This window comes from Streptomyces sp. HSS9-12 (genome assembly GCF_054963655.1).
The window spans coordinates 19,471-35,756 of the sequence record NZ_JBUEGC010000061.1 but is presented as its reverse complement, the minus strand read 5'-3'; the positions used below and the strand labels follow the sequence as shown (position 1 = coordinate 35,756).

The 16,286-nt window shown below is 72.5% G+C and carries 12 protein-coding genes; 8 read left to right on the top strand and 4 right to left on the bottom strand.

Going from position 1 to position 16,286, the window contains the following annotated elements:
* Positions 1-71 precede the first annotated feature (71 nt).
* The gene (locus ACY34J_RS25580; RefSeq protein WP_462761976.1) at positions 72-995 is read right to left on the bottom strand and encodes a sucrase ferredoxin; all 924 of its coding nucleotides are present in this window, start codon (positions 993-995) and stop codon (positions 72-74) included.
* Positions 996-1,168: 173 nt separating this feature from the next.
* Here ACY34J_RS25580 and ACY34J_RS25575 point away from each other — a divergent pair, with 173 nt between their 5' ends.
* The gene (locus ACY34J_RS25575) at positions 1,169-2,206 is read left to right on the top strand and encodes a CobW family GTP-binding protein (protein WP_462728976.1); all 1,038 of its coding nucleotides are present in this window, start codon (positions 1,169-1,171) and stop codon (positions 2,204-2,206) included.
* A 17-nt stretch (positions 2,207-2,223) separates the two neighbouring features.
* Here the strand turns inward: ACY34J_RS25575 and ACY34J_RS25570 are convergent, their stop codons facing one another.
* Complete coding sequence (locus tag ACY34J_RS25570; RefSeq protein WP_462728972.1) at positions 2,224-4,680, bottom strand: DNA gyrase/topoisomerase IV subunit A; 2,457 nt, start codon at positions 4,678-4,680, stop codon at positions 2,224-2,226.
* Between the two features lie 232 nt (positions 4,681-4,912).
* Here ACY34J_RS25570 and ACY34J_RS25565 point away from each other — a divergent pair, with 232 nt between their 5' ends.
* The 3 genes from ACY34J_RS25565 to ACY34J_RS25555 all read left to right on the top strand — a co-directional run bounded on the left by ACY34J_RS25565 (position 4,913) and on the right by ACY34J_RS25555 (position 8,775).
* Positions 4,913-6,289: a M16 family metallopeptidase gene (locus tag ACY34J_RS25565; RefSeq protein WP_462728971.1), complete on the top strand. Its 1,377-nt coding sequence runs from the start codon at positions 4,913-4,915 to the stop codon at positions 6,287-6,289.
* Positions 6,290-6,306: 17 nt separating this feature from the next.
* A complete protein-coding gene (locus ACY34J_RS25560) occupies positions 6,307-7,674 on the top strand; it encodes a M16 family metallopeptidase (protein WP_462728975.1) in 1,368 nt (455 codons plus the stop codon).
* Between the two features lie 351 nt (positions 7,675-8,025).
* Complete coding sequence (locus ACY34J_RS25555; protein WP_462728970.1) at positions 8,026-8,775, top strand: GntR family transcriptional regulator; 750 nt, start codon at positions 8,026-8,028, stop codon at positions 8,773-8,775.
* A gap of 135 nt (positions 8,776-8,910) precedes the next feature.
* Here ACY34J_RS25555 and ACY34J_RS25550 read toward each other — a convergent pair whose 3' ends face one another.
* Positions 8,911-9,192, bottom strand: a complete 282-nt coding sequence (locus tag ACY34J_RS25550) for an HPr family phosphocarrier protein (protein ID WP_462728969.1) — start codon at positions 9,190-9,192, stop codon at positions 8,911-8,913.
* A gap of 130 nt (positions 9,193-9,322) precedes the next feature.
* Between ACY34J_RS25550 and ACY34J_RS25545 the strand changes: the two genes are divergently transcribed.
* The 3 genes from ACY34J_RS25545 to ACY34J_RS25535 all read left to right on the top strand — a co-directional run bounded on the left by ACY34J_RS25545 (position 9,323) and on the right by ACY34J_RS25535 (position 14,027).
* Positions 9,323-12,151, top strand: a complete 2,829-nt coding sequence (locus ACY34J_RS25545; RefSeq protein ID WP_462728968.1) for a bifunctional acetate--CoA ligase family protein/GNAT family N-acetyltransferase — start codon at positions 9,323-9,325, stop codon at positions 12,149-12,151.
* An 83-nt stretch (positions 12,152-12,234) separates the two neighbouring features.
* Positions 12,235-12,828, top strand: a complete 594-nt coding sequence (locus ACY34J_RS25540; RefSeq protein WP_462728967.1) for a DUF5998 family protein — start codon at positions 12,235-12,237, stop codon at positions 12,826-12,828.
* Positions 12,828-14,027, top strand: a complete 1,200-nt coding sequence (locus ACY34J_RS25535; protein ID WP_462728966.1) for an alkaline phosphatase family protein — start codon at positions 12,828-12,830, stop codon at positions 14,025-14,027. The genes ACY34J_RS25540 and ACY34J_RS25535 overlap by 1 nt, the downstream gene beginning before the upstream one ends.
* 266 nt (positions 14,028-14,293) lie before the next feature.
* On the opposite strand, the gene ACY34J_RS25530 is transcribed toward ACY34J_RS25535, so the two are convergent.
* A complete protein-coding gene (locus tag ACY34J_RS25530) occupies positions 14,294-15,025 on the bottom strand; it encodes a VOC family protein (RefSeq protein ID WP_462728974.1) in 732 nt (243 codons plus the stop codon).
* Between the two features lie 403 nt (positions 15,026-15,428).
* Between ACY34J_RS25530 and ACY34J_RS25525 the strand changes: the two genes are divergently transcribed.
* On the top strand, positions 15,429-16,265 hold the full coding sequence (locus tag ACY34J_RS25525) for a sulfurtransferase (RefSeq protein WP_462728965.1): 837 nt from the start codon (positions 15,429-15,431) through the stop codon (positions 16,263-16,265).
* Positions 16,266-16,286: the final 21 nt, after the last annotated feature.

Here is a 16,286-nt window from a genome sequence, read left to right as displayed (position 1 = left end):
GAGCCGGAGGAGCCCGACCGGTGGCCTGCGGGCGGTCTCTCCGTACCGCAGGCTCATCCGCGGGGCGCCGGTCAGCGCGGGCCGGCGCCCACTTCGCGGATCGCGAGAACGGCCATACGGGCCGGGGAACCCAGCGCGGCTCCGCAGCTCTCGGGACGCGGCGGCTCAGAGGCCGTCTGTGCGATGTCAACCTGCCAGGTGCGGCCGTCCTCGTGCGCGACGGTCACGGTCCACGTGGCCTCCGGGGCCGCGGCGTCAGAGCGTACGACGCTCAGGGCGTCGGCCCGCTCCTCGCCCGACAGGGCACGGACGGCGAGGTCGGCCGCCTGGCCGGGCCGGTCCCAGGCAGAGCGGCCCCGGGCACCCTCGATGACGATCCGGCCGTCGCGCGCCGCCTCCAGGGCCTCCTTCGCCGCATGCGCGGTGGCCCGGCCGTATGCGTAGCCGTACGGAAGCACCAGCAGCGTGGGGGCGAAGCGGTGGCCGCCGATGTGCGTGACCTCCCACACGCCGCCGGGGCCGTCTGCCGCCAGCGCCGCCGCGAGCGGCCGGCCGAGCAGCGCGCAGCAGCGGTCCCGCTTGCCGTTGGTGCACACCAGCGCGATCGGCTCGCCCTCGTACGGCTCCCACCGCCCGTCGTGCCGGCCGGCGCCGAGGGCGGCGAAATCCAGGGAGAGCAGCTGCGTGGGGTCGGTGAGCTGCGTGGTCCGTATCCAGGACCGGCCGGGGAGTGTGTGGGCGAGGTAGCAGCGGCGGGCGGCGGGGCTGTGGCGGTCCGCGTGCCGCCCGGGGCGCCGGATGAGGGCGACCCGTACGCCCGTGCCGTCGGCCGCCTGCTCCAGGGCACGGCCGAGGGCCGGGTCGAAGTGGCTGGCGGTGAGTGCCTTGGCGCCCCAGGGGCCGGGCTGTTCGATCAGCAGCCAGGTCCGGGCGGTGGCCGAGGTGCCGGCGAGAGGTTCGGCCAGCTCCCTCGAGGCGGTCGCGCACGTACTCACAGAGGTGAGCCTAACTCGATGCCGGATGACGGCTCTGACTAGTGCCGCGTCAGCCAGGGTTTGCCCCGCTCGCCGCCCTGGCTGACGCGGCACTAGGATCGGCAGCCCCTCCCGCAGCCCCGCACCCGCGCATCCGCGGCCCGCCTCAGCCCGCCCGATGGAGAAGCGAGATCTTGGTCAAGAAGCAGATTCCAGTGATCGTCATCGCGGGGTTTCTGGGATCTGGCAAGACCACCCTGCTCAACCATCTGCTCGGGGCGAGCCGAGGGACGCGGATCGGCGCGATCGTGAACGACTTCGGCAGCATCGAGATCGACGCGATGACGGTGGCCGGGCAGGTCGACTCCATGGTCTCCCTGGGGAACGGCTGCATGTGCTGCGCCGTCGATCCCAGCGAGCTGGACGAGTACCTGGACCGGCTCGCCCGCCCATCGGCACGCATCGACGTGATCGTCATCGAGGCCAGTGGGCTGGCCGAGCCGGAGACGCTGATCCGGATGATCCTGGCCAGCAGCAACCAGCGCATCGTCTATGGCGGGCTGGTCGAGGTCGTCGACGCCGCCGAGTTCACCACCACGCGTGGGCGGCATCCCGAGATCGACCGCCATGTCCGCCTCGCCGACCTGGTGGTGCTGAACAAGGCCGACCGGATCGCGGAGGACGAACGGCTGCGGCTGGCCGAGACGCTCGGGGAACTCGCCGCCGGTACGCCCGTCGTCTCGGCCTCCCACGGGCGCGTCGACCCGGATCTGCTCTTCGACTGCCGGCCGCGGGAGGGCCGGGAGGAGGCGGTACGGCAGCTCTCGTTCGACGACGTGTGCTCCGGCCCGCACGACGAGGACGAGCACGAGCACCACTTCCACGCCGCCTACCACAGCGTGGAGTTCGCCTCGGACGACCCCATGAACCCGCGCAGGCTCATGGACTTCCTGGACACCAGGCCGCAAGGGCTCTACCGGATCAAGGGCTTTGTGCACTTCGCAGTGACCGGCCACCGGCAGAAGTTCACCGTGCACGCGGTGGGCGACTTCTTGCGCTTCTACCGGTCGGCGTGGGCACGGGGCGAACGGCGCAGCACACAACTCGTCATGATCGGCGCCGGAATCGACGCCGAGGCCCTGCGCAAGGAACTCGAGGCCTGCCGCGAGAGCGGACCGCAGGACACCCCCAGCCACAGCATGTGGGGCGTCCTGCGGTACGTGCAGTCCTGACAGGCCGGTCGCGCGGCTCACACCGGCCCGGCGACCACCGTGATCTCCCCGCCGAGCGGGGTGCCGGAGCCATCACGGCGCGGGTCGAGATCGGGCAGGTCCGCGGGGGAACCGCTCGCGGTGGCGGCCCGGGCCGGAGCCGCACCCGCCCAGGCCATCACCAGGCAGTCCTCGCCCTTGAGGAAGCGCTGGCAGCGCACCCCACCGGTCGCGCGCCCCTTGCGGGGGTACTGGTCGAACGGCGTCAGCTTGGCCGTGCCCTGCGCGGTGCCTCCCCCCAGGGTGCCCCGCGAGCCCGCGACCGTGAACACCACGGCGTCAGCGGCCGGGTCCACCGCACCGAAGGAGATCACCTTCGTGCCGGAGCCCAGCTTGATACCGGCCATACCGCCGGCGGGACGGCCCTGCGGCCGCACCTGCGAGGCCGGGTAGCGCAGCAGCTGTGCGTCGTCGGTGATGAAGACCAGGTCCTCCTCGCCCGTACGCAGCTCGACAGCGCCGACGATCCGGTCGCCCTCCTTGAGGCTGATGACCTCCAACTCGTCCTTGGTGGCCGGGTAGTCGGGCACCACCCGCTTGACCACGCCCTGCTCGGTGCCGAGCGCCAGGCCCGGCGAGGACTCGTCCAGCGTGGTCAGGCACACCACGGTCTCGTCCGGCCGCAGCGACAGGAACTCCGAAATCGGCGCGCCGCCCGCGAGGTTGGGGGAGGTGGCCGTCTCCGGCAGCATCGGCAGGTCGATCACGGACAGCCGCAACAGCCGCCCGGTGGAGGTCACCGCGCCCACCTCGGCCCGCGCCGTAGCCGGCACCGCCGAGACGATCACATCGTGCTTGACCCGCTTGGCCGTGCCCTCCTCAGGGAACGGCTCGCCGTTCGCCGTACGGGCCAGCAGCCCGGTCGAGGACAGCAGCACCCGGCAGGGGTCGTCGGCGACCTGCAGCGGCACCGTCGGCTCGACCGCGCCGCCCGACTCCAGCAGCACCGTACGACGGTCCGTGCCGAACTTCTTCGCCACGGCGGCCAGCTCGCCGGACACCAGCTTGCGCAGCTCCGCGTCGGACTCCAGGACCCGGGTCAGCTTCTCGATCTCCTCGCCGAGTTGATCGCGCTCGCCCTCCAGCTCCAGCCGGTCGAACTTGGTCAGCCGGCGCAGCGGGGTGTCGAGGATGTACTGGGTCTGCACATCGGTCAGCGAGAAGCGCTCCATCAGCCGCTGCTTCGCCTCCGCCGAGTTCTCACTCGACCGGATGATTCTGATGACCTCGTCGATGTCGACGAGCGCGGTCAGCAGGCCCTCGACCAGGTGCAGCCGGTCGCGCTTCTTGCCGCGCCGGAACTCGCTGCGCCGCCGGACGACGTTGAAGCGGTGGTCCAGATAGACCTCGAGCAGCTCCTTGAGCCCCAGCGTCAGCGGCTGGCCGTCCACCAGCGCGACGTTGTTGATGCCGAAGGACTCCTCCATCGGCGTCAGCTTGTAGAGCTGCTCCAGCACGGCCTCCGGGTGGAAGCCGTTCTTGACCTCGATGACCAGCCGCAGGCCGTGCGCACGGTCGGTCAGGTCCTTGACATCCGCGATGCCCTGGAGCTTCTTCGCGTTGACCAGGTCCTTGATCTTGGAGATGACCTTCTCGGGGCCGACCGTGAAGGGCAGTTCGGTGACGACGATCCCCTTGCGGCGGGCGGTGACGTTCTCCACGTTCGCCGTCGCGCGGATCTTGAAGGTGCCGCGCCCGGTCTCGTACGCGTCCCGGATCCCGCTCAGGCCCACGATCCGGCCGCCCGTCGGCAGGTCCGGGCCCGGGATGTAGCGCATCAGGGTCTCGAGATCCGCCCCCGGGTGCTTGATCAGGTGCCGGGCGGCGGCGATCACCTCGCCCAGGTTGTGCGGCGGCATGTTCGTCGCCATGCCCACGGCGATCCCGGAAGCGCCGTTGACCAGCAGATTCGGGTACGCGGCCGGCAGCGCGACCGGCTCCCGCTCCTGCCCGTCGTAGTTCGGCACGAAGTCGACGGTGTCCTCGTCGATCGACTCCGTCATCAGGGACGTCGCCGCGGCCATCCGGCACTCGGTGTACCGCATCGCCGCCGGCGGGTCGTCGTTGCCGAGCGAGCCGAAGTTGCCGTGCCCGTCGACCAGCGGCACCCGCATCGAGAACGGCTGGGCCATGCGGACCAGCGCATCGTAGATCGACGCGTCGCCGTGCGGGTGCAGCTTTCCCATCACCTCGCCGACCACGCGCGCGCACTTCACATAGCCGCGCTCGGGGCGCAGGCCCATCTCGTTCATCTGGTAGACGATGCGGCGGTGCACCGGCTTGAGGCCGTCGCGGGCGTCGGGCAGCGCGCGCGAGTAGATGACCGAGTAGGCGTACTCGAGGAAGGATCCCTGCATCTCATCGACGACGTCGACGTCCAGGATCCGCTCCTCGAACTCCTCCGGAGGCGGGGTCTTCGTACTGCGGCGGGCCATCGCGGCTGCTGCTCCTTAGAACTAACTGCCTGATCGGGTTTCTGGGCACCTCCTGCGCCGAGGACGGCGACAGCAGGCCGGACTGATGCGGACCATTGTGGACCCCAGCGCGGACAGTGCGGTCCACGGGCCGAGGTCAAACCTCACCCGGCACCGTACGGGAACTTCGCCAGGTGTCAGTGAGCTTGCATACAGTGGCAGCACTTCTCCATCCGCGATCGAAGGGACGTACATGCCCATGGGTCACACGGCCACGCAGCGGGCCGGTTCCGGCGGCCTGAAAGCGACCGAGCACCGCCTGGCCAACGGCCTGCGCGTGGTGCTCTCCGAGGACCATCTGACCCCGGTCGCCGCGGTCTGCCTCTGGTACGACGTCGGCTCGCGCCACGAGGTCAAGGGCCGGACCGGCCTGGCTCACCTCTTCGAGCACCTGATGTTCCAGGGCTCAGCCCAGGTGACGGGCAACGGCCACTTCGAGCTGGTCCAGGGCGCTGGTGGCTCCCTGAACGGCACCACCAGCTTCGAGCGGACCAACTACTTCGAGACCATGCCGGCGCACCAGCTGGAGCTCGCCCTCTGGCTCGAGGCCGACCGCATGGGCACCCTGCTCTCCGCGCTCGACGAGGAGAGTATGGAGAACCAGCGGGACGTGGTGAAGAACGAGCGCCGCCAGCGCTATGACAACGTCCCCTACGGTACGGCCTTCGAGAAGCTGGTCGCCATGGCCTACCCCGAGGGCCACCCGTACCACCACACCCCGATCGGCTCCATGGCCGACCTGGACGCCGCCTCCCTCGAGGACGCCCGCAACTTCTTCCGCACGTACTACGCCCCCAACAACGCCGTGCTGGCGGTCGTCGGCGACATCGACCCCGAGCAGACCCTGGCCTGGATCGAGAAGTACTTCGGCACCATTCCGGCCCACGACAGCAAGCCGACGCCGCGCGACGGCTCGCTCCCGGACATCATCGGCGAGCAGCTGCGCGAGGTCGTCGAGGAGGAGGTCCCGGCGCGCGCCCTGATGGCCGCCTACCGCCTTCCGCACGACGGCACCCGCGAGGCCGACGCCGCGGACCTCGCCCTGACGATCCTCGGCGGCGGCGAGTCCTCCCGGCTCCACAACCGTCTGGTGCGCCGCGACCGTACGGCCGTCGCCGCCGGGTTCGGCCTGCTGCGCCTGGCCGGTGCGCCCTCGCTCGGCTGGCTGGATGTGAAGACCTCCGCCGGCGTCGAGGTGCCGGACATCGAGGCCGCGGTCGATGAGGAGCTGGCCCGCTTCGCCGCGGAGGGGCCGACGCCGGAGGAGATGGAGCGCGCCCAGGCGCAGCTGGAGCGCGAATGGCTGGACCAGCTCGCCACGGTCGGCGGCCGCGCCGACCAGCTGTGCCGGTACGCGGTGCTGTTCGGCGACCCGCAGCTGGCGCTGACCGCCGTACAGCGGGTACTGGACATCACCGCGGAGGAGGTGCAGGCCGTGGCCGCCGCGCGGCTGCGCCCGGACAACCGGGCGGTGCTCGTCTACGAGCCGACCGTGCCTCCGGCCGACACAGCCGACTCCGCAGACACCTCCGGCCAAGCTGCCGACCACGAAGAGGAGGCGGCCCAGTGAGCGACGCCACCCCCACCATGAGTCTCCACCCCCAGCCGCAGGGCGGCATCGCCAAGCCGTGGGCCTTTCCCGCCCCCGACCGCGGCACTCTTCCCAACGGTCTGACGGTGCTGCACTGCCACCGCCCGGGCCAGCAGGTCGTCGCCGTCGAGGTGAACCTCGACGCACCGCTGGACGCCGAGCCCCAGGGCCTGGACGGCGTCGCCACGATCATGGCGCGCGGCCTGTCGGAGGGCACCGACAAGCACACCGCCGAAGACTTCGCCGCCGAGCTGGAGCGCTGCGGCGCCACCCTCGACGCCCACGCCGACCACCCCGGCGTCCGGGTCTCCCTGGAGGTCCCCGCCTCCCGGCTGCCCAAGGCGCTCGGCCTGCTCGCCGACGCACTGCGCGCTCCGGCCTTCCCCGAGAGCGAGATCGAGCGGCTGGTCCGCAACCGGCTGGACGAGATCCCGCACGAGCAGGCCAACCCCGCCCGCCGGGCCGCCAAGGAGCTCTCCAAGGAGCTCTTCCCGGCCGATTCCCGGATGTCCCGTCCCCGGCAGGGCACTGAGGAGACCGTCGAGCGCATCGACGCGGCGGCCGTACGGGCCTTCTACGAGGCCCACGTACGCCCCGCCACCGCGACCGCCGTGGTGGTCGGCGATCTGACCGGCGTGGATCTCGACACCGTGCTCGCCGACACCCTCGGCGCATGGACCGGCGGCCCGGCCAAGCCGCGGCCCGTACCGCCCGTCACGGCGGACGACACCGGCCGTGTGGTGATCGTCGACCGGCCGGGCGCCGTACAGACCCAGCTGCTCATCGGCCGGATCGGCCCGGACCGGCACGACCGCGTATGGCCCGCGCAGGTGCTCGGCGTCTACTGCCTGGGCGGCACGCTCACCTCCCGGCTGGACCGGGTGCTGCGCGAGGAGAAGGGCTACACCTACGGCGTCCGGGCGTTCAGCCAGGTGCTGCGGTCCGCGCCGGACGGCACGGGCGCGTCGCTGCTGGCGATCAGCGGCTCGGTGGACACCGCGTCCACCGCTCCCGCGCTGGCGGACACCTGGACGGTGCTGCGCACCCTCGCGGAGGAGGGGCTCACCGACGCCGAGCGGGACGTCGCCGTGCAGAACCTCGTCGGCGTGGCACCGCTGAAGTTCGAGACGGCGGCGGCCGTCGCCGGAACGCTCGCCGACCAGGTCGAGCAGTACCTGGCGGACGACTTCCAGGCGCAGCTGTACGCGCGCCTCGCGGACACCGGCACCGTGGAGGCGACCGCGGCGGCGGTCAGCGCGTTCCCGGTCGACCGCCTGGTGACCATCCTCGTCGGCGATGCCTCGGTGATCGCTGAGGCCGTCAAGGAGCTCGGCATCGGCGAGGTGAAGGTGGTCGCCGGCTGACCGCCGCAGCCCAGCGGAACCCGCCGTGACCAGTGCCTCTTCCCCGTTCACCCGCGCCGTACAGGCGCGGGTGAACGGGGTGTTGTCTGTGTGGCGTGCGCTACAAAAGCCCCGATCAGTTACCCGGTCGCCTGCCTCCGCTCGCGCGGCCTCAGCCTCTGATGACCCGGCCGTATTCCGGCCCATCCGCATTCCTGAATGGCCGCGTTCCGGACCGCTGGCCAAAAAATATCCATTTCCGAGGGCCTCGCGTCGGAAATCACCGCGTCATGCCATAGAGTTCGGGAACCGGCGTCGATCGAATGCGTTTCGCGGCGATTAAAGCGGAGGTCCGGCTATGCGGGGGCGGCAGTGAACGGCGATGCAGTGGCCAAGGGCCGCATTCCCGCGCACGCGGTGTGCCAGGCGATCCGCGACGACATCGTCTCCGGGGTGCATCCCCCGGGCAGCCGCCTGACCGAGGAGGTCCTGGCCCGTCGCTACGGCGTCTCCCGCGTCCCGGTGCGTGAAGCCCTGCGCACGCTGGAGTCCGAGGGCTTTGTGGCGACCCGCCGGCACGCGGGCGCCTGCGTCGCGGAGCCCTCGGAGCAGGAGGCCGCCGACCTTCTCGACATCCGCGCCCTCATCGAGCCGCTGGGCGCCGCGCGCGCCGCCCAGCGCCGTACGGAAGCGCACCTGAAGGTGTTGCGCGGCCTGGTCCGGCTGGGCCGGGAGCGCGCCGGCCGCGGCCAGTTGACGGACCTTCGGTCACTGGGCGCCTGGTTCCACGAGACCTTGGGCCAGGCTTCCGGCAGCCCCAGCCTGGCGTCGCTGCTCACCCAGGTCCGCCGGAAGATCACCTGGATGTACGCCGTGGACCCCGCCCGTCTCCCGTCGCCACCTCTCGGGGCAGACGCGCCTCCCACCCCTGTGCACCGGGCGGCCCAGGCCTGGGAGGAGCACGGGGCGATAGTCGAGGCCGTCGCCCGTGGCGACGCCGAGCGCGCCCGTGGGCTGATGGCGGCCCACACCGAGCGCTCGCTGGCGGCCTACCGGCTGCGCCGTCCGCCGCATGTGAGAAGTTGGAAACAGGCCGTAAACACAGCGAGCTCCCGGCATTAACAGAATTGCTGTATACAACCCTCGGGAATTCTTGCCCGGACTTCCGGCCGGTATCGCAAACAAATAGCGGAGCCGTGGCGGACAAAAAGACCGCCGCGGCTCCGCCACGTGTATTCGGAGAAAACCGCGCCCCGGTCAGACCGTTTCCGGGAGCTCCTCGAGCCCTTCCTCGACGAGCTTCGCCAGGCGGTCGAGGGCCGCCTCGGCGCCCTCGGCCTCCGAGGCCAGAATGATCTCCTCGCCGCCCTGGGCGCCCAGCCCCAGCACCGCGAGCATGGAGGCGGCGTTGACCGGGGTGCCGTCGGCCTTGGCGATCGTCACGGGGATGCCCGAGGCGGACGCGGCGCGGACGAAGATCGATGCGGGACGGGCGTGCAGACCCTCGGCCCAGCCGACGGTGACGCGGCGCTCAACCATGGTGTTGCCCTTCCGGTCGGGTTGTCGTCGTGACGGGTGCTCCACCGTATTGTCTAGACCAATCGCGGTCAGTCTCTCATGGTCGTCAGAAGGGTCCTCGGGCCGCCTTCGCGCCCGTACGCTTGTCCCCATGCAGACGCCGTCGGAGCACGCCTACCCGACCCACTGGGAGGCCGACGTCGTGCTGCGCGACGGCGGTACCGCGCAGATCCGTCCCATCACGCCCGACGATGCGCAGCGCCTGCTGAGCTTCTATGAACAGGTGTCGGACGAGTCCAAGTATTACCGTTTCTTCGCGCCCTACCCCCGGCTCTCCGACCGCGACGTCCACCGCTTCACCCACCACGACTACGTCGACCGCGTGGGCCTGGCCGCAACCGTGGGCGGCGAGTTCATCGCCACCGTCCGCTACGACCGCATCGACGCCCAGGGCCTGGCCGCCTCATCCCCCGCCGACGAGGCCGAGGTCGCCTTCCTCGTCCAGGACGCCCACCAGGGCCGCGGCGTCGCCTCCGCCCTCCTGGAACACATCGCCGCCGTCGCCCGCGAGCGCGGCATCCGCCGCTTCGCCGCCGAGGTGCTGCCTGCCAACACCAAGATGATCAAGGTGTTCACGGACGCCGGCTACACCCAGAAGCGCAGCTTCGAAGACGGAGTCGTCCGCCTGGAGTTCGACCTCGAGCCAACAGAGCAGTCCGTCGCCGTCCAGCGCGCCCGCGAGCAGCGCGCCGAGGCCCGCTCCGTACAGCGGCTGCTCGCCCCCGGCTCCGTCGCCGTCATCGGTACGGGCCGGCGGCCCGGCGGCATGGGCCGCACCGTGCTCCGCGGCCTGCTCGACGGGGGCTTCACCGGCCACGTCTACGCGGTCAACCGCGCCTTCCCGCCCGGGATGACGACCCTCGAGCCGGAAGGAGTCCCGGCCTGCCGCTCCGTCCACGACATCGCCGAGCCCGTCGACCTCGCGGTCGTGGCCGTTCCCGCCGAGCAGGTGCCCGCGGTCGTCGCCGACTGCAGTGAGCACGGCGCGCAGGGCCTGGTCGTCATTTCCTCCGGCTACGCCGAAAGCGGCCCGGTCGGCCGCGAGCGGCAGCGCGAACTCGTGCGCCAGGCACGCTCGTACGGCATGCGGATCATCGGGCCGAACGCCCTCGGCATCCTCAACACCGCGCCCGCCGTCAGGCTCAACGCCTCCCTCTCGCCCGAGCTGCCGGCCCCCGGCAGGCTCGGGCTGTTCACCCAGTCCGGCGCGATCGGCATCGCGCTGCTGTCCGCCCTGTACCGGCGCGCCGAAGGCCACATCGGGGTCTCCACCTTCGTCTCCGCCGGCAACCGAGCCGATGTCTCCGGCAACGACCTCCTGCAGTTCTGGGACGACGACCCGGACACCGACGTGGTGCTGATGTACCTCGAATCCATCGGCAACCCGCGGAAGTTCACCCGGCTCGCCCGGCGTACCGCCGCCCGGAAGCCGGTCGTGGTCGTCAAGGGGGCGCGGCACACCGGCAGTACGCCCAGTGGGCACGCCGTGCCCACCACCCGCATCCCCGACGCCACCGTCTCCGCCCTCTTCCGGCAGGCCGGGGTGATCCGCGTCGACACCGTCACCGAACTCGTCGACGCCGGGCTGCTGCTCGCCGGGCAGCCGCTCCCGCGCGGGCCGCGGGTGGCGATCCTCGGCAACTCCGACTCCCTGGGCCTGCTCACGTACGACGCCTGCCTCACCGAACGCCTGCGTCCGCTGCCGCCCCGGGACCTGACCACGGCCGCCGGCCCAGAGGACTTCCGCGAGGCGCTGGCCGCCGCCCTGGCCGACGACCTGTGCGACGCGGTCGTCGTCAACGCCATCCCGTGGGTCAGCGACACCGAGGCCGCCGAGGCGGGGTTCGGACCGGCCCTCGCCGCCGCGCTGCGCGATGCGGTCGCCGCGAGCGGAGCCCGTAAGCCCGTGGCCGTCGTCCATCTGGAGATCGAGGGCCTTGCCGCGGCCCTTGGCGCCCCCTGGGCCGGAACCGGTGGCACCGCCCAGGGCCAGGCCCCGCCGGTCCCAGGCATCCCCGCCTACCCGGCCGCCGAGCGCGCCGTACGGGCGCTCGCCGAGGCCGTGCGGTACGCCCAGTGGCGGCGGCAGGCCGCCGAGCCCGGCCGGGTGCCCGAGTACGACGACATCGAGGAGGCCGCGGCCGGGGCCGACATCAGCCGGCTGCTGGCCGCAGCCGCTGACGACGACCCGGAGATCATGGGACGGCCGGGTAACGGCAGCCGGGTCCCGCGCAGCACCCCGCTCGCGGACGCCGATGCCGAGCGGCTGCTGGCCCGCTACGGGATCGGCGTACGCGCCCGGCTCCCCGCCCCCGACCCGGACGCCGCCGCGGCGGCCGCGGCCCGCCTCGGCTACCCCGTGGCACTGAAGACCACCGCTCCGCATCTGCGCCACCGCGCCGACCTGGGCGGCGTACGGCTCGAACTCTCCACCGAGGGGGAACTGCGCCGCGCCTACCAGGAGCTGACCGACGCGCTGGGCAAGCCGGAGGAGCTGCGGCTCGTGGTCCAGGCGATGGTGCCGCGCGGTGTGGACACGGTCGTACGCGCCGCCATCGACCCGGCAGCCGGCGCCGTGCTCTCCTTCGGCCTGGCCGGTGCGCCCTCCGAGCTGCTCGGCGACACCGCGCACCGGCTGGTCCCCGTCACGGACCGGGACGCCGCCGAGCTGATCCGGTCGATCCGGACCGCGCCGCTCCTGTTCGGCTGGCGCGGGTCCCAGCCCGTGGACACCGCGGCCCTGAAGGAGCTGCTGCTGCGGGTGTCCCGGCTGGTCGACGACCATCCCGAAGTGGTCGCGGTCGACCTTGAGCCGGTCGTGGTGGCCCCGCAGGGGCTGAGTGTGCTGGGCGCCACGGTACGGCTGGCGCCGCCGCCTCCCCGCAACGACCTCGGCCCGCGCCGTCTCCCGGCCTACTGAGCCCGCCGCAGGTGCGGGGCTTGCCTGCCGTCGGCCCGAGACGGTGGCGGTTCGGGGCCGCCCACGCCCCGTAGGATGGCCCCATGGCGAAGACCGGTACGACGACCCAGGGGCTGCGCGCGGCGATCGAGCGCAGCGGCTACTACCCGGCTCTCGTGGCCGAGGCGGTTGAGGCCGCCGTGGGCGGCGAGCGGATCGCGTCGTACCTCGTCCACCAGGAGACCACCTTCGACGCCAACGAGGTCCGCCGGCACGTCACCGTCCTCGTCCTCACCCCCACCCGCTTCATCGTCAGCCACACGGACGAGCAGGCTGCCGACGGCTCCTCCCCGTCGCCGTACGCCACCACCTCCACCGAGTCCGTCAAGCTGGAGCGGGTCTCCTCGGTCGTCGTCAGCCGCGTCGTCGCCAACCCCGAGTCGTACACCCCCGGCACGCTGCCCCGCGAGGTCGTCCTCACCATCGGCTGGGGCGCCGTAAGCCGCATCGACCTTGAGCCCGCCGCCTGCGGCGACCCCAACTGCGAGGCGGACCACGGCTACACCGGCTCCTCGACCGCGGACGACCTCAGCCTCCGGGTGAGCGAGGCGGGCGACGGCCCCGACTCCGTCCGGCAGACCCTCGCCTTCGCGCAGGCGCTGTCCGAGGCGACCGTCGCCTCCACGACCGGCCGCTGATGGCCGAGACCGCCACCGCCGGATCCGCCTGGCAGGACCCGGTACCGCTCGACCCACGCACCGCGCCGGTCCCCGAGTACGGCACCGGCTCGCTCGCCGACCTGCTGCCGACTGCCGCCGCGGGCCTCGGCGTCCCCGGTCTGCCGGCCGGCCTCGCCCTCGAACCCGCCGACCGGGTCTGTGTCTTCCTCGTCGACGGCCTGGGCTGGGAGCAGCTGCTGGCCCATCCCGACGAGGCGCCGTTCCTCACCAGCCTGCTCGGCAGCTCGCGCGGCGGCGCCGGTATGCCCATAACCGCGGGTTTTCCGTCCACGACGGCCACTTCGCTGGCGTCGGTGGGCACCGGCCGGCCGCCCGGCGCGCACGGTCTGCCCGGCTACACCGTGATGGACCCGGCCACCGGCGCGCTGATGAACCAGCTGCGCTGGAAGCCGTGGACCGACCCGCACGCCTGGCAGCCGTACCCGACCGTCTTCCAGCTCGCCGACGCCGCCGGCGTCCACACCTGCCAGGTCTCCGCGCCGGACTTCGAGTACACGCCGCTCACCAAGATCGCGCTGAGCGGCGGCACCTTCCACGGGCGGCTCTCCGGCGAGGACCGGATGGACCTCTCCGCCCGGCAACTCGCCGCCGCGGACCGCTCGCTCGTCTACACGTACTACAGCGAGGTCGACGGCAAGGGGCACCGCTTCGGGGTGGATTCGGACGCGTGGCGCGGCCAGCTGATGTACGTGGACCGGCTGGCCGAGCGGCTGGCCGAGCAACTGCCGCCGCGCGCCGTCCTCTACATCACCGCCGATCACGGCATGATCGACATCCCCTTCGATCCGGAGTCCCGGATCGACTTCGACGAGGACTGGGAACTGCGGGCCGGGGTCGCGCTGCTGGGCGGGGAGGCGCGTGCTCGGCACATCTACGCCGTTCCGGGGGCCGCCGGTGATGTGGCCGCCGTATGGCGCGAGGTGCTCGGCGACCGGATGTGGGTGGCCACCCGCGACGAGGCGGTCGAGGCGGGCTGGTTCGGGCCGCGGATCGATGAGCGCGTGTACGGGCGCATCGGCGATGTGGTCGCCGCGGCGTGCGACAACGTTGCGATCGTCGCCTCCGAGACCGAGCCGAAGGAGTCGGCGATGGTCGGGCTGCACGGGTCGATGACGGCCGTCGAGCAGCTTGTCCCGCTCCTCGAAGTACGCTCCTGACCGCTCGTCGCACTTGCCGGCCGCCGATGGGCAGATGGTCGTCCGGCCAGGTCAACCAGCCCGAGAACGAGGTGGGTTAGCGCGCTCATTCCACCTCCGGGCGCTTGGACTCCCAGCCGACGGTCGACCGTGCCCGGGCCCTCCGCGCGCTCTCCCTTTCGGCTGGGGCGCGGCCTTCGTCGGATGACCGCCGCCACGGCACGCCGCGGCACTCCCGCCTGACGTCCTGCCAGGTGACGAGGAGCCGACAGAACGGTTCTGCACCGCTAGCGCCTCGTCTGGACGATGCTGAAGAGCGCGCCCTCCGGGTCCGCGACCGCCGCCACCCGCCCCGCCTCGGCGTCGTGCGGCGCCCGCACCACCCGCCCGCCGAGCTCGGTGACCGTGCGGGCCGCCGCTTCGGTGTCCTCGACCTTGAAGTACGTCATCCAGTGCGGGCCGCGGTCCCGCGGCCGAGCGTTCCCAGGGCCGCGGATCGCGGCCACCGGCCGACCGTCCAGCCGCAGAGTGTGCCGGTTGACGCCGTCCGCGGGGTCGGCTGGCCCGGAGTCGTAGCCGAAGACAGCCGGGTAGAACCTCGCCGCCGTCGAAGTCTCGTGCGTCAGCAGTTCGTTGTGGACGCAGGTGCCGGGCTCGCCGGCCGCCTCGGCGCCGTGGTGACGGCGGGCCTGCCACACGCCGAACACCGCGCCGGTCGGGTCCGAGCAGATCACCAGCCGTCCCGCCGCGCCCCGGTCACCCGAGTCGAGGGGGCCGACGCCCACGGTGCCGCCGCAGGACCTGACCAACTCGGCTGTGGCGTCAGCGTCGTCGGAGGCCAGATAGGTGGTCCAGGCGACCGGCAGATGCCGGCCCGGTGGGAGCTCGCCGATACCCGCGACCGCGCGACCGTCGGCGAGGGCACGGACGTACGGGCCGAACTCACGGGGTCCGGCGGTGAACGTCCAGCCGAACAGCGCCCCGTAGAACTCCTGCGTCGCGTCCAGGTGGTGCACCATCAGGCTCACCCAGCAGGGCGTGCCCGGTCTGTGCCGAGCCTCCTCCGGACTGTTCTCCCGGGCTTCGTCCGGGCGGGGCTGCCATCGGCGAAGCCGCGGCGAGTGCCCACTGGGGAACCCCCATTCCTCCTGCATCACTACTCTCCTCGGACCATCGGGTGGTCGTACGGGACCGGGTGCGCCGCCGTACCGCGGGGGCGCCCGACCAGATGCTTCCACCACCGATGGCGCGGAACCCTGCGGCCGCGCCGCGTTCCGGCCGGTTCTGGCCGGAGGTTGCCTGATTTGTTATGCGCTGCCGTGGGTGAGGCTGTTCGTGGCTCTGCTCGCCCCCAGGGGGAGCCCGGAACTTTCGACACCGGCGCGCCCTTCGGCTCGCGCGCAGCGGGGGACAATGGGGCCTATGAACGCCACCATCACCGCAGCTGAACTCGCGGTCGCGCTGCGCGGCGAGCGCCCGCCCGCCCTGCTGGACGTCCGCTGGGAGCTCGGCGGCCCGCCGGGCAGGCCCGAGTACGAGGCCGGGCATCTGCCCGGCGCGGTCTACGTCGACCTCGACACCGACCTGGCCGGGCCGGCGGGGGAGCACGGCCGCCATCCGCTGCCGGACGCGGCGGCCTTCGGCGAGGCGATGCGCCGGGCGGGAGTCTCCGCCGACCGGCCTGTGGTCGTGTACGACGGAGGCCAGGGCTGGGCCGCGGCGCGGGCCTGGTGGATGCTGCGCTGGGCGGGCCACCCGGATGTGCGCGTCCTGGACGGCGGCCTGGCCGCGTGGACGGCGGACGGCGGTGTGATCTCCAAGGAGACGGTGGAGCCCGCCGCGGGCACCTTCGTGCCACGACCGGGCGCCCTGCGGCTGCTCACCGCCGACGATGCGGCGGCCCTCGCGCGCTCGGGCGTGCTGCTGGACGCGCGGGCGGGGGAGCGGTACCGGGGCGAGGTCGAGCCGATCGACCGGGTGGCCGGCCATATCCCGGGCGCCGTGTCCGCGCCGACGACGGAGAACGTCGCACCGGACGGCCGCTTCCGTCCGGCAGCTGAACTGGCGGAGCGCTTCGCGGCGCTCGGGGCGACGCGGGACGCCGAGGTCGGCGTGTACTGCGGCTCGGGCGTCTCCGCGGCCCACGAGGTGCTCGCCCTGGCGGTGGCGGGCATCCCGGCGGCCCTGTATGTCGGCTCCTGGAGCGAGTGGTCATCCGACTCCTCCCGCCCGGTGGCCACGGGCGGGGCTCCCGGCTGACGCTCACCTCGTCGACGGGGC